At 48.4% G+C, this 13,222-nt stretch carries 13 protein-coding genes and 1 pseudogene; 7 read left to right on the top strand and 7 right to left on the bottom strand.

From position 1 onward, the window contains the following. Nucleotides 1-132 precede the first annotated feature (132 nt). The 4 genes and pseudogenes from OA57_RS10630 to serB all read right to left on the bottom strand — a co-directional run bounded on the left by OA57_RS10630 (nt 133) and on the right by serB (nt 2,591). Nucleotides 133-895 (bottom strand): annotated as a pseudogene (locus OA57_RS10630) (glycosyltransferase family 2 protein). A gap of 3 nt (nt 896-898) precedes the next feature. Continuing rightward, entirely contained in the window at nt 899-1,075 is a 177-nt protein-coding gene (locus tag OA57_RS12730) for a DUF5363 domain-containing protein (protein ID WP_161788350.1), read from the bottom strand. A 21-nt stretch (nt 1,076-1,096) separates the two neighbouring features. Next, nucleotides 1,097-1,588 carry a YajQ family cyclic di-GMP-binding protein gene (locus tag OA57_RS10625; protein WP_034617517.1) on the bottom strand — a complete coding sequence of 164 codons (492 nt, stop codon included), beginning with the start codon at nt 1,586-1,588 and terminating at the stop codon, nt 1,097-1,099. 34 nt (nt 1,589-1,622) lie between these two features. Beyond that, the gene (gene serB, locus OA57_RS10620; RefSeq protein ID WP_034617514.1) at nt 1,623-2,591 is read right to left on the bottom strand and encodes a phosphoserine phosphatase; all 969 of its coding nucleotides are present in this window, start codon (nt 2,589-2,591) and stop codon (nt 1,623-1,625) included. Between the two features lie 84 nt (nt 2,592-2,675). Between serB and OA57_RS10615 the strand changes: the two genes are divergently transcribed. Then, a complete protein-coding gene (locus tag OA57_RS10615) occupies nt 2,676-3,359 on the top strand; it encodes a YtjB family periplasmic protein (RefSeq protein ID WP_034617512.1) in 684 nt (227 codons plus the stop codon). A gap of 64 nt (nt 3,360-3,423) precedes the next feature. Here the strand turns inward: OA57_RS10615 and rpsT are convergent, their stop codons facing one another. Further along, nucleotides 3,424-3,690 carry a 30S ribosomal protein S20 gene (rpsT, locus tag OA57_RS10610; protein ID WP_034617510.1) on the bottom strand — a complete coding sequence of 89 codons (267 nt, stop codon included), beginning with the start codon at nt 3,688-3,690 and terminating at the stop codon, nt 3,424-3,426. A gap of 292 nt (nt 3,691-3,982) precedes the next feature. On the opposite strand from rpsT, the gene murJ reads away from it, so the two are divergent. The 6 genes from murJ (at nt 3,983) to OA57_RS10580 (ending at nt 11,499) form a co-directional block, all read left to right on the top strand. Beyond that, nucleotides 3,983-5,551, top strand: a complete 1,569-nt coding sequence (gene murJ / locus OA57_RS10605; protein WP_034617507.1) for a murein biosynthesis integral membrane protein MurJ — start codon at nt 3,983-3,985, stop codon at nt 5,549-5,551. A 47-nt stretch (nt 5,552-5,598) separates the two neighbouring features. Beyond that, on the top strand, nt 5,599-6,531 hold the full coding sequence (ribF, locus tag OA57_RS10600; RefSeq protein WP_034617504.1) for a bifunctional riboflavin kinase/FAD synthetase: 933 nt from the start codon (nt 5,599-5,601) through the stop codon (nt 6,529-6,531). Between the two features lie 124 nt (nt 6,532-6,655). Then, a complete protein-coding gene (gene ileS, locus OA57_RS10595) occupies nt 6,656-9,478 on the top strand; it encodes an isoleucine--tRNA ligase (RefSeq protein WP_034617501.1) in 2,823 nt (940 codons plus the stop codon). Between the two features lie 83 nt (nt 9,479-9,561). Continuing rightward, nucleotides 9,562-10,068: a signal peptidase II gene (gene lspA, locus OA57_RS10590; RefSeq protein ID WP_034617499.1), complete on the top strand. Its 507-nt coding sequence runs from the start codon at nt 9,562-9,564 to the stop codon at nt 10,066-10,068. Continuing rightward, nucleotides 10,065-11,009, top strand: coding sequence for a 4-hydroxy-3-methylbut-2-enyl diphosphate reductase (gene ispH, locus OA57_RS10585; RefSeq protein WP_034617497.1), 945 nt, complete (start codon nt 10,065-10,067; stop codon nt 11,007-11,009). Before lspA ends, ispH begins: the two co-directional genes overlap by 4 nt. 139 nt (nt 11,010-11,148) lie before the next feature. Then, a complete protein-coding gene (locus tag OA57_RS10580) occupies nt 11,149-11,499 on the top strand; it encodes a ComEA family DNA-binding protein (protein ID WP_034617494.1) in 351 nt (116 codons plus the stop codon). Nucleotides 11,500-11,546: 47 nt separating this feature from the next. Here the strand turns inward: OA57_RS10580 and OA57_RS12725 are convergent, their stop codons facing one another. Both OA57_RS12725 and mltF read right to left on the bottom strand, forming a co-directional pair. After that, nucleotides 11,547-11,696, bottom strand: a complete 150-nt coding sequence (locus tag OA57_RS12725) for a hypothetical protein (protein WP_161788349.1) — start codon at nt 11,694-11,696, stop codon at nt 11,547-11,549. A 16-nt stretch (nt 11,697-11,712) separates the two neighbouring features. Next, complete coding sequence (mltF, locus tag OA57_RS10575; protein WP_034617590.1) at nt 11,713-13,173, bottom strand: membrane-bound lytic murein transglycosylase MltF; 1,461 nt, start codon at nt 13,171-13,173, stop codon at nt 11,713-11,715. Nucleotides 13,174-13,222 lie beyond the last annotated feature (49 nt).

Here is a 13,222-nt window from a genome sequence, read left to right as displayed (position 1 = left end):
TGTGACAAAAAACACAGTTTTCTGATGTGACAAGTATTTTAAAAATGGAAAGAAAGACAAAAAACAAGGCGGTCAATATTCGAGATACAACGGCATAACACCGCACTTTTCCACTTGCAGCAACGGCTGAAGCTATTGCAGCTGTTGTATGATACGATCGGTGACTTGATTGGCCTGCGCCATATGACTCATGACCAACGGATCATATTGTTTAAATAATATTACGTCCAACAGCCTTTCGGCATGCATTCCTTTGCGATAAGAATGTAACACGCCGGCAACGGGTTGCACACTGTCCGACTTGCCAAACAGCGTTCCCACGACAGTTGTTCTGATCAATGCCAACTGTAATGCGCCGCCTTCCCCGCCGAAACGCCTGAACAGTTGATCCTGCGGAAAGCCGCCGACAGCCAAAAATAGTGAACGACGAAATACGGTATTGCCGCCGACGGTCATTTGCACCGTATGCCACGCATTGTCTAACTTGAGGGGGGCGGCATAACGAGCAGCCAAATCAACGACAATGAGCGGCAAGCGTACCAAACTGAGATAAGCAAATTTGGATAAGGCAAGCTGTGCCGGATACAAGGCTTCCGCTTGATAAGCATCATCTGCATCTAAAAAAGCCAACAACGGGGCATCACTTGTAGTGCGCCCCAATTCCTCGCCTTGGCAACGCCACTGTTAATCGGCATTTGTAGCGCCGATATCCGCTCGGATTTCGCCGCTATTTGTCGTATTAATCCCCAAGTGTTATCCTGCGATTGATCGTCAATCAGATAAATACGACGAACCGCACTTTGCGGCAATGCGCTGTCAACCGCTCTTTGCACGGTGCTTCCGCATTATAGCAGGGAATAACAACGTCCAACGCCAGCAGCGAATCCGGCGTCATAAATTACCCGGCTTTTTTCTGCGGTTTTTCCGGTTCCGGATCCTGCTTGACAATCGGCACGCAACGACGGCAACCGCCGCCGTTGTCAACGCCCATATCACGGCAAAGTTCGTTATATTTATCCAGCATTTTTCTGAAGAGGCCTTTTGTTACCTCGCCGGTATTTGCACGCTGTGTCATGATGCCTCCTGAAAATAAATCCTAATCACGGAAATTGTTAAACTGGAACGGCTGCCCCAATTCCGCACTTTTCACCAACTGGATAACTGCCTGCAAATCATCACGCGATTTGCCCGTCACCCGCACTTGATCCCCCTGAATCTGGGTTTGAACCTTAATTTTGGCATCTTTCACCAGTTTGGTGATCTTTTTCGCCATTTCGCTTTCAATCCCTTGTTTGATCTTCACCGCTTTGCTGTAAATTTTACCGCTGTGTTCAAACTGCTCGTCGATATCCAGTGAATTATGTTCGATCCCGCGTTTAATCATCGCACTGCGCAAAATATCCAGCAACTGTTCGACCTGAAAATCCGATTCGCTGCTGACCTTGATTTTCACGTCTTTTTCGTTCAGCTCGATTGTCGCATGTACATTTTTAAAATCCCAGCGGTTGCCCAAGTCACGGTTGGCGTTTTCCACCGCATTTCTGACTTCGTGAACCGTTACTTCGGATACAATATCAAAAGAAGGCATAATCTCTTTCTCCTCAGTCTTAATGTTATGATTTTTAATTTTTTAATAACGTTTGCAAGCGTTGATTGGCTTCCAACAACAACAAAAGTGCGGTCAAATCGGCATGATTGATAACCACTTGCGCCTGCTGCTGCACTTTGGGTTTGGCATGAAATGCAATCCCCAATCCGGCTTCCGCCAACATCGGCAAATCATTGGCGCCGTCACCGATCGCAACGGTATTTTGCCTGCTGACGGCAAAGGTTTCACGCAAACGGTTTAAGGTTTCCGCTTTATAGCGGGCGTCCACCACTTGTCCGATCACCTTTCCGCTCAAAAAACCGTCCACGATTTCCAATTGGTTGGAAACCGCTTCGTCCAGTTTTAACGTCTGTTTCAAATAGTCGGCAAAATAGGTAAACCCGCCGGAAGCAATGGCGGTTCGCCAGCCTTGTCGCTGCAATACCTGCAAGGTTCTTTCCAGCCCCGGCATTAGCGGCAGGCTTGAGCGCACTTGCTGCAAAATATGTTCCGATGCCCCCTGAAGCGTGCCGACACGGCGGCGCAAACTCTGTTCAAAATCCAATTCGCCGCGCATTGCCCGCTCGGTAATCTCAGATACCAGCTCGCCGCTGCCGGCCAATTTGGCAATTTCATCAATACATTCAATCTGAATCGCCGTCGAATCCATATCCATCACCAGTAAACCGGTAGTTTGTGCCAAGTGCGGTTCGCCGTTAAGTAATGCAATATCCAGCTGTAATCCGTTGGCAAGGCGTAACAATCTTTCGTGTTCATATTCCCCTTGTAACAACACCGCCACCAGTTGTTCACACTGCCAGACAGCACACAGGCGCAATCGCTGTTGCGCCTGCTGCGCAAAAGCCTCAAGTGCGGTTTGATTCAACTGCCGTCCGTATAACACAAAATTCTGCGCCGTCGGCGCCGGCGGTTGCTGCGGGTTGAGTACGGCCGGTAAATGCGGCCAAAATGAGAGCAGACTATCGAGGGCTTGTTGCGGCATAATCGTTCCAAATTCGTTTAATATGCTATAATCCAGCGCTATTAATAGCATAATTTCGCTCATTTGAACATTTAAGGCTCGCAATTGTTATATTTAAATAAAGAAAAAGTCCTCAAGTTCGCCTTATTGCTGACCATTATTGTCGCTTGTGCCGCCATCATGAGCGTGATTCTCTATGGCGTGAAACAGTTCAAGGTCGGTTCGCAGCTTGCCAGTATCAACCAGGTTTCCTATCTGTCGCACACCTTGGTGCGGCAACAGGCCAATTTGATGTCGGTTTTATTGGCGAATAATACCAAAATAGAAAGTTTGGTCGACAGTCTGGATCAATTCCGCCTGCAAGAATTTGTGCTGGATGCAACGGTATATTCGCCGCAGGGCAATATTCTGGCACAAAGCAGCCATCCGTTTAACGTTCGGGCAAGAATCGGCTTAGATGCCGGTTCGGCAGAAGATACGGAAAATACACAGCAAATTGTCGAACCGATCCGCTCTGCATCACGTCTGCTCGGCTATCTGCGCGTCACATTCGATACGCAATACGGACAAACCACGCAAGACAAAATCAATGCGCTGTTCCACCATTTGTACGGCGAACTGATTATTGTCTTTTTGTGCGGCGTGGTTGTTACCAGCAGTATCCACTATTTTTTACGCAGGAGACGTAAAATTCTTGTCGTCGATACCGCCCGTAAAAGCGTGGTGAACAAAAATGCCGCTCGGCCTACACACCGCTTTCATTCCAAACGCCGCCGCTTTCTGCGTTAATCGACAGACAATAAAAAACCGCACTTTGTCATGTAAGTGCGGTTTTCATATCACAATAAATTGATTAAGCGGCCAATTTTTTGATTTGCGCAACCAATTTTGATTTGTGGTTTGCAGCTTTGTTGGCGTGAATTAAGCCTTTAGAAGCCATTCTGTCCACGACTTTTTGCATTTCGACAAATGCGGTTTCTGCTGCGGATTTGTCACCGCTTGCTACGGCTGCGTAGACTTTTTTGATATAAGTACGCATCATAGAACGTTGACTTGCATTGTGCTGACGGCGTTTTTCAGATTGAATCGCACGTTTTTTAGCTGACTTGATATTAGCCAAGATCAAACTCCCAAGAATTTCTGTAAAAATTAAGACATAAAAATAAAGGCGTAAAATATGCCTGTTTTCTATGCGTTTGTCAAATAGTAATCTGCAATTTGTTTGTTATCACTGCATATCGGCGCAACAAGACACGATTTTGAGTTGCCGCCGCAGTGGAAACAGGGTCGAGCGAAAGAGCCACTTTCGCATCAGGCAGCGAATTTTAGCAGTTTTTTTTATCGGAATATAGCTAAAAAACAATTTTTCTATACAATTAGCGCTCAATCTATTCTGTATTAGAGAAACCGTTTTGAGTAAACCTTTATTAAAATCCGGCATTATCGTCAGCGGAATGACCCTGCTCTCACGGGTATTGGGGTTAATTCGCGATGTGGTGATCGCCAATCTGCTCGGCGCCGGTGCGGCGGCCGATATTTTTCTGTTTGCCAACCGAATCCCGAATTTTTTACGCCGCCTGTTTGCCGAAGGTGCATTTTCACAAGCGTTTATCCCTGTTCTGGCAGAATACCGCAAAGAAGGAAATCTGAGCGAAACCCAGAAATTTGTCGCCAAAGTCAACGGAACACTCGGCGGTCTGGTGGCGGTAGTAACACTGTTGGCAATGGTCGGTTCGCCGATAATTGCCGCAATTTTCGGCACCGGCTGGTTCATGGATTGGCTCAACGACGGCCCGAACGGCTATAAATATGAACAAGCTTCACTACTATTGAAAATTACTTTTCCATATCTGTGGTTTATCACCTTAGTCGCCTTGTCAGGTGCAATTTTAAATACTCTGGGCAAATTCGGCGTAATGGCGTTTTCACCGGTGTTGCTGAATATTGCCATGATCGCCAGTGCGGTTTTTCTTGCACCGCACTTTGATACGCCGGATATGGCACTGGCAATTGGGATTTTTCTCGGCGGTCTGCTGCAATTTTTGTTCCAGATTCCGTTTCTCAAACAAGCTAAAATGCTGGTCAAACCGAAATGGGCGTGGAATGATCCGGGCGTGAAAAAGATCCGCACGTTGATGATTCCGGCGCTGTTCGGCGTTTCCGTCAGCCAGATCAATCTGCTGCTCGATACTTTTATCGCCAGCTTCCTGATGACCGGTTCAATCAGCTGGCTTTATTATTCCGACCGCCTGCTGGAATTTCCGCTCGGGCTGTTCGGCATTGCGATTTCCACCGTTATTCTGCCGACGCTTGCCCGTCACCATGTTAACCGTCATGATGAAAGTGCGGTGGTCAGTACGGAATTCCGCAATACGATGGACTGGGGCGTGCGTATGATTCTGCTGCTTGGTATACCGGCGGCAATCGGCATTGCCGTGTTGGCGCAGCCGATGCTGATGGTGCTGTTTATGCGCGGCAACTTTTTGTTGTCTGATGTGGTTGCCGCCTCTTATTCGCTATGGGCGTTCACCAGCGCCTTGTTAAGCTATATGCTGATTAAAATTCTCGCCAACGGTTACTACGCCCGTCAAGACACCAAAACGCCGGTGCGTTACGGCATTATCGCCATGGTCAGCAATATGGGCTTTAACCTGCTGGCGATTCCGTTCAGTTATGTCGGACTGGCGATCGCTTCGGCCATGTCGGCAACGCTGAATGCGTATCTGCTCTATCACGGCCTGTCGAAAGCCGGGGTATATCGATTCGGCAAAACCACTCGGCGCTTCGCCTTGCGCCTGTTGGCGGCAGCATTGGGCATGGGCGCATTTATCTGGTATTACTCGCCAAAATTGAATCTTTGGGCGGCAATGGGATTGGCTGAACGCATTCACTGGCTAGCCTGGCTGATTGTCGGCGCCGGGCTGTCCTATTTTATCCTGTTGGCGCTATTTGGGGTGAGGAAACACCATTTCCGCCATTAACATGCTATAATTCCGTCAATTTTTCCGCCTGAATAATTAAACATATTATGCAATTGATCCGTGGTATCTACAATTTACCTGCAATACCGAACGGCACGGCACTGACCATCGGTAACTTTGACGGTTGCCATTTAGGCCACCGGCAGATTTTGGCTCACCTGCGCAGCAAAGCGGTCGAACTTAATTTGCCGTCGGTAGTTATGCTGTTCGAGCCGCAACCGAATGAATTTTTCAGCGCCGAACATGCGCCGGCAAGGCTAATGCGCTTGCGCGACAAAGTGCGGTTTTTAAAACAAGCCGGCGTGGATTATGTATTGTGCATTCGCTTCAACCGCACTTTTGCCGACCTCAGTCCGGAGCAATTTATCCGTCATTATCTGCTTGAAAAACTGAATATAAAATTTCTCAGTATCGGTGATGATTTCCATTTCGGCTATCAACGGCAAGGCAATTTTCAAACCTTGCTCGAAGCCGGTAAACAATTCGGCTTCGAAGTGGAAAACAACGATAGTTTTCATCTCGATCAACAACGGATCAGCAGTACTCTGATTCGTCAAGCGTTGGCGAATGACGATCTAGCACTTGCCGAAAGCCTGCTCGGCAGGCCGTACAGCATTCACGGGCGTGTGGCGCACGGCAATAAATTAGGGCGCACTATCGGTTTCCCGACTGCCAATATTCACCTGCACCGCCAAGTCAATCCGGTGCAAGGCGTATATGCCGTGGAAATTCTGACGAAACAAGGTAGCCGCTATCAAGGTGTCGCCAATGTCGGCAACCGTCCGACCCTCAACGGCGGCACTCGTCCGTTGTTGGAAGTGCATATTTTTGATTTCGCACAAAATCTCTACGGACAATCACTCGAAATTTTATTTCTGCACAAAATCCGCAATGAAATTAAATTCGCCGATTTTGCACAGTTAAAAGCCCGGATCGCACAAGATGTACAAACAGCGAGGGCGTTTTTCCGGTCGCGTTGACGCCGAGGGCGCACCGTTGCGTCAACGTGCGGTCTGTCAACAAAACTATCGAAAATCAACCGCACTTTGCGTATAATGTGGCGATTATTTGCTTAAAAACTTCTCTCAAAAAACGGGATAAACAATGTCTAACGAAACAACCGATTACAAAAACAGCCTGAACCTGCCGGAAACAGGCTTTCCGATGCGGGGCGATTTGGCGAAACGCGAGCCGAAAATGTTGGAAAACTGGTACCAAAAATCGCTGTACCAAAAAATTCGTCAAGCGGCTAAAGGCAAAAAAAGTTTCATTCTGCACGACGGTCCTCCATATGCCAACGGCACCTTACACATCGGACATGCGGTTAATAAAATCCTGAAAGACGTTATCATTAAATCCAAAACCGCACTTGGCTATGATTCGCCGTATATCCCCGGTTGGGACTGTCACGGCTTGCCGATTGAACTGAAAGTGGAAGGGCTGGTCGGTAAACCCAACCAGAAAATCAGTGCCGCCGAATTCCGTGAAGAGTGCCGCAAATATGCCGCTTCACAAGTGGAAGGGCAAAAGCAAGATTTTATCCGCTTCGGCGTGTTGGGCGATTGGGATAATCCGTATCTGACCATGAATTTCGACACTGAAGCCAACATTATCCGCACCTTGGGCAAGGTGATCAAAAACGGGCATCTGTACAAAGGCTACAAGCCGGTGCATTGGTGTTTGGATTGCGCCTCTTCTTTGGCGGAAGCGGAAGTGGAATATGAAGAACACACTTCGCCGTCAATTTACGTACGCTTTCGCGCCGAAGATGAAAGTGCGGTCGCCGACAAATTCAACGCCGGCGGCAACGGCAATATCTCGGCTGTCATCTGGACAACTACGCCGTGGACATTGCCGTCTAACAAAGCCATTTCCATCAATCCGGAATTAAGCTATCAACTGGTACAAATCAACGGCAACAACCCTGAACGTCTGATTCTGGTGAAAGAGCTGGTTGATGCCACGATGCAAGCATTGAACATTGCCGATTATGCGGTATTGGGCGAAAGTAAAGGCACGGACTTGGAACTGCTGCGCTTTAACCACCCGTTCTATGCTTACAGCGTGCCGTTGATCCTCGGCGATCACGTCACCACCGATGCCGGTACCGGCTTGGTACATACCGCACCGGATCACGGTTTGGACGACTATAACATCGCACAAAAATACCATATCACGATGGTGAATCTGGTCAATGATGACGGTTCATTCAACGAGCAAGCCGAATTTTTCGCCGGCATGAACGTATTTAAAGCCAACCCTGCGGTCATTGAAAAACTGCAAGAGACCGGCGCTTTACTGAAAGTGCAGAAAATCGCACATAGCTATCCACACTGCTGGCGCCATAAAACGCCGATTATTTTCCGCGCCACGCCGCAATGGTTTATCGGCATGGAAACCCAAGGTTTACGCCAACAAGCGTTAAAAGAGATTCAAAGCGTACAGTGGATTCCCGACTGGGGGCAAGCCCGAATCGAGACCATGGTCGCCAATCGTCCCGACTGGTGTATTTCCCGTCAGCGCACTTGGGGCGTACCGTTGGCTCTGTTTATCCATAAACAAACCGAAGAGCTGCATCCCCGTTCTTTGGAATTATTGGAAGAAGTGGCAAAGCGGGTTGAAAAGTGCGGTATTCAGGCATGGTGGGATCTGGACGCCAAAGAACTGCTGGGCGATGAAGCCGATCAATACATCAAAGTGCCGGACACGCTGGACGTTTGGTTTGACTCCGGTTCAACGTTCGGTTCAGTCGTGCCGCACCGCCCCGAGCTGAACGGTAAATCGCCGGATATGTATCTCGAAGGCTCAGATCAGCATCGCGGCTGGTTTATGTCGTCATTAATGCTCTCCACCGCCACGGAAAACAAAGCGCCGTATCGTCAAGTGTTAACCCACGGTTTCACCGTAGACGGGCAAGGGCGCAAAATGTCGAAATCGATCGGCAACACCGTTGAGCCGCAAAAAGTGATGAATACTTACGGTGCAGATATTCTGCGTTTGTGGGTCGCTTCCACTGATTACACCGGTGAAATTGCGGTATCTGATGAAATCTTTAAACGGACTGCCGATGCCTATCGCCGTATCCGTAATACCATGCGCTTTCTACTGGCTAATCTGAACGGCTTTAATCCAAAAACCGACATGGTCGCTCGTGATGAGATGATCACCCTCGATCGCTGGGCGGTAGATTGCGCTTTACAAGCACAACAAGATATTGCCGAGAACTATGATAACTACCAATTCCATTTGGTCGTTCAGCGTTTAATGCGTTTCTTCTCGATTGAAATGGGCTCGTTCTATCTCGATATCATCAAGGATCGCCAATACACCACCAAAGCCGACAGCATCGCACGCCGCAGCTGCCAAACCGCACTTTACCATATTGCCGAAGCCGCCGTGCGTTGGATAGCACCGATTCTCTCGTTTACCGCCGATGAGGTCTGGTCATATCTGCCGGGCGAACACGGCGAATTCGTATTCACCGAAGAATTTTATGACGGCTTGTTTGCGTTAGACAACAACGAAAACATGAACGATGCCTACTGGCAGCAAATCCTCAAAGTGCGGTCTGAAGTCAACCGAGTGTTGGAACTGGCGCGTAACGACAAAGTCATCGGCTCGGCACTGGAGGCTGAAATCACCCTTTATGCCGACGAGCAACTGCTGCCGTTGCTACAGCAACTGGGGAATGAATTGCGTTTCGTGTTAATCACCTCCAAAGCTGAGGTGAAACCGTTAGCCGAAGCCGATATCGAAGAAGGCGAACTGAACGGACTGGCGGTGAAAGTGATCCGTTCACCGCATGAAAAATGCCCGCGCTGCTGGCACTATTCCGACACCATCGGCAGCAACCCTGCACACCCGCACTTGTGCAGCCGCTGTGTGGAAAATGTCGAAAGCGACGGCGAAGTGCGGTATTTTGCCTGATTTATTCGTAACAAAATCAGGTAATATCAATATAACGGGCGGATACTGAATCCGCCCCTGCTGTTTTTTAAATGAGAATCGCTATGGATAAATTTAAAACAGGGCTTCCCTTTCTCTGGCTAAGTGCGGTCGCTTTTATAGCGGATTTGCTCACCAAATGGCTGGTGGTGAAAAATTTTGCGTTACATGAAAGCATCAATATTCTGCCGGTGTTTAATCTGACCTATGTCCGCAATTATGGCGCGGCATTCAGCTTTTTGGCGGATCACGGCGGCTGGCAGAAATATTTCTTTATCCTGTTGGCATTGAGCGTTTCCGGCTTGCTGATTTACTGGCTGGCACACAATCAATTTAATAAAAAACTGGCAAACAGCGGCTATGCGCTGATTATCGGCGGTGCGCTCGCCAATATGGTTGACCGCACTTATCACGGGTTTGTGGTCGATTTTTTGCATGTGTATTGGGACATCTACCATTATCCGGTGTTCAATATCGCCGATGTCGCCATCACCATTGGCGCCGGCCTGCTGATTTTGGATTATTTCGTCAACCCCGATAAACCGAAAGAAAAAACAGGTGATCCGACATGAAGATTATTTTAGCCAATCCGCGCGGTTTTTGTGCCGGCGTGGATCGCGCCATCAGCATTGTGGAGCTGGCGTTGGAAATTCACGGTGCGCCGATTTATGTACGTCACGAGGTGGTGCACAACCGTTTTGTGGTCAACGGGCTGCGTGAGCGTGGCGCCGTATTTGTCGAGGAATTGGACGAAGTACCCAACGGGGCAATCGTTATTTTCTCGGCACACGGCGTTTCACAGCAAGTGCGGCAGGAAGCTAAAAACCGCGGTTTGAAAGTGTTCGATGCCACTTGTCCGCTGGTGACCAAAGTGCATATGCAGGTCGCCCGCGCCAGCCGTAAAGGCACTAAAGCGATTCTGATCGGGCATCAGGGACACCCTGAAGTGGAAGGTACAATGGGGCAATATGACAATCGGCAAGGCGGCATCTATCTGGTGGAGTCGGTGGAAGATATTGCTAATCTACCGCTCAACCAGCAAGATGAGCTGACGTTTATGACGCAGACCACGCTGTCGATTAACGATACCAGCTCGATTATTGAAAACTTGAAGGAAAAATATCCTTCAATTCAAGGCCCGCGTAAAAATGATATCTGCTATGCCACCACCAATCGGCAAAACGCCGTTGAAGCGCTGGCAAAACAATCGGATTTAGTGATCGTCGTCGGCTCCAAAAATTCTTCGAATTCCAATCGGTTGGCGGAACTGGCTTCCCGTATGGGCGTTCCGTCGAGGCTGATTGACGATGCCAATGACATTGATCCCGCTTGGTTAAATCAGGTACAAGTGATCGGCATCACCGCCGGTGCGTCAGCCCCTGAAGTCTTGGTACAGTCCGTTGTCAGCCGCTTGCGTGAATTGGGCGCGGACAGCGTGGAAGATTTGGAAGGTTGCGAAGAAAATACCGTGTTTGAAGTGCCGAAAGAATTGCGCATTAAGGCGGTCAATTAACCGCACTTTTTGCCGTTTTTGCGATCCGGATTCCGATTTTTTTACACGCATTTAGATTACTCGAAAAAATAACGCCACAATCACGCTGTCGATAACTGAGTCGACAGCGTTTTTTTATTGTTATCTTTCGAGGAAAATTATGTCTACTTTAACCACAAAATTGAAACTCTTTTCCGTCATCACATTATTCGGCACGGTCATCAGCACGCCGGTCTTGGCAAATAAAGACAAAAGTGCGGTAAATGCCCCCTCTGTCGAACAAACGCAAACCGCCGCACCAAGCTCGGCACAGCAAAACAGTGTGAAGCTGAACAGCGCTACCGCGCAAGAGCTGGAAAAAGGATTATTGGGCATCGGCGCCAAAAAAGCACAGGCGATTGTCGAATATCGTGAAAAAAACGGCAACTTCATCAGCATTGATCAACTGGCTGATGTGGCGGGTATCGGCAAGGCGACCGTTGAGAAAAACCGCCATTTGTTGGCGCTGTAACGGTTCGGATCAAACAACCCGACATAGCCGCCGGGTTGTGATTGCGCTTAATCCTGTTCCACCAAAAATTGAAACCAGTGTCGCTCTTCTATTCGTGATTTGATTCGTTTACGACGGCGCAAACGCAACAGTCGACGATGATTATTTTGTAATGAGAGCGACTTTTTCGGTTTAAAAAAGACACGTGATCTTCTCATTTTTTCTCCTATTCCATTAACTTAACGGTGTGCCGTAATCGTTCTCTTTTATGCCGGTATTGCCGCTGTCCGCCGGTATCAGTTTGCGATCAATCGCTTTTTCAATCTCTTTCAAACGGTAATGTTTGCTGATACTGCTCATATAACGGCGGATATTCTCGACATAGGCATATGCCTCATAACCGCGCGCATAGCCGTATTTCAGTTTGGAATAATAACGTTTCTCCGCCAACAGCGGCAGATTGTTTTTCACCTCCAGCCAGTTGTCGGGATCACCGCCCAGCTCTTTGGTGAGCCGGCGCACGTCAAGCAGATGTCCCAACCCCATATTATATGCCGCCAGTGCATACCAGATTTTGTCTTCCTGCCGCACCGTATCGGGAATCTGACGCATCAGCATATGCAGATATTCCGAGCCGCCGCGAATGCTTTGTTCCGGATCGGTTCGATCCCGTACTTTCATCCGCTCTGCGGTATCCTTGGTCAGCATCATAATGCCGCGCACGCCGGTCAATGAGGTTGCCGTTTCGTCCCAGTGCGACTCCTGATAGGCAATCGCCGCCAGCGTATGCCATTCCAAATCACCACGGTAACGCTTGAAATAATCAATGTATTTCGGCAGCACGTTTTCAATCGCATTCAGATAGGTACGGGCATCGACATAATCGAAATGGCGCATATGGTTAAAATATTTCTCTTCCAAACGGGCTACCAGTCCGGTTTCAAGGGCGGTATGCATAAATTCCAATGACGCCGCCTGTAGTTCGTTATAGGTATTTTTTGAGAAATACCAATGCACGCTCGATTCTTCGCTGACATCAAAAGCGACATTCAGCTGCGGTTTGATCTGCTGTGCCGAAGCCACATCAATCGAGCCTGCAATTGCATAATCCTGCTTGCCGTCGGCTACCATCAGCAAAATCTCCTCTTGCGTCAGATTTTTGTTGGCTTGCCATTGTAAATTCGGCGCCTGCTGCCGATATTGCGTTAACAATGTCATCAACTCTTCGTTAAACGGAACCAGCACCGGCGAATCGACATCGGCAAATGTCTTAGGACGTGCCGCCCCCATACGATACACCAACTGCCAAGAGGCCGAGGTATAACCCGGCCCGGTTTGGAAATCCTGTGTTTTTTCATTTTGATAACGCAACCCTGCCGCCGCCATATCAATTTTACCGCTGCTCAACGCATCAAACAGTTGATTGCTGTTATCCAACGTCACGATTTTCAGTTTTACACCCAAATAATCGGCAAACGCCCGACTGAGCTCATATTCCAATCCCTGCGGTTCTTCGTTGCCGATAAAATAATAAACCGGATTATTGACCGTTCCGACCACCAACTCGCCTTTTTCCAACACCGTCACATAGTGATTTTTTTCCGACGACATCATTTTTTGCCACGGAAAAATCATGTCTATCGCCCATAACAATAGACCGATTGCAAAAATTGCGCGCAATAGTAGTCCTTTCAAACAGAATCTCGCCTTGATAAATAAAAGATAGCGCATTCTAACTGTTCTT

This window comes from Chelonobacter oris, assembly GCF_000772535.1.
Classification (GTDB): domain Bacteria; phylum Pseudomonadota; class Gammaproteobacteria; order Enterobacterales; family Pasteurellaceae; genus Chelonobacter; species Chelonobacter oris.
This window is presented reverse-complemented; position numbering and strand designations above follow the sequence as displayed.

Excerpts from the sequence above, each read along its gene's own strand:
- OA57_RS10625 (WP_034617517.1), bottom strand. The coding sequence starts at position 1,588 with ATGCCTTCTTTTGATATTGTATCCGAAGTAACGGTTCACGAAGTCAGA.
- OA57_RS12725 (WP_161788349.1), bottom strand. The coding sequence starts at position 11,696 with ATGAGAAGATCACGTGTCTTTTTTAAACCGAAAAAGTCGCTCTCATTA.
- serB (WP_034617514.1), bottom strand. The coding sequence starts at position 2,591 with ATGCCGCAACAAGCCCTCGATAGTCTGCTCTCATTTTGGCCGCATTTA.
- ispH (WP_034617497.1), top strand. The coding sequence starts at position 10,065 with ATGAAGATTATTTTAGCCAATCCGCGCGGTTTTTGTGCCGGCGTGGAT.
- ribF (WP_034617504.1), top strand. The coding sequence starts at position 5,599 with ATGCAATTGATCCGTGGTATCTACAATTTACCTGCAATACCGAACGGC.
- OA57_RS12730 (WP_161788350.1), bottom strand. The coding sequence starts at position 1,075 with ATGACACAGCGTGCAAATACCGGCGAGGTAACAAAAGGCCTCTTCAGA.
- OA57_RS10580 (WP_034617494.1), top strand. The coding sequence starts at position 11,149 with ATGTCTACTTTAACCACAAAATTGAAACTCTTTTCCGTCATCACATTA.
- ileS (WP_034617501.1), top strand. The coding sequence starts at position 6,656 with ATGTCTAACGAAACAACCGATTACAAAAACAGCCTGAACCTGCCGGAA.
- lspA (WP_034617499.1), top strand. The coding sequence starts at position 9,562 with ATGGATAAATTTAAAACAGGGCTTCCCTTTCTCTGGCTAAGTGCGGTC.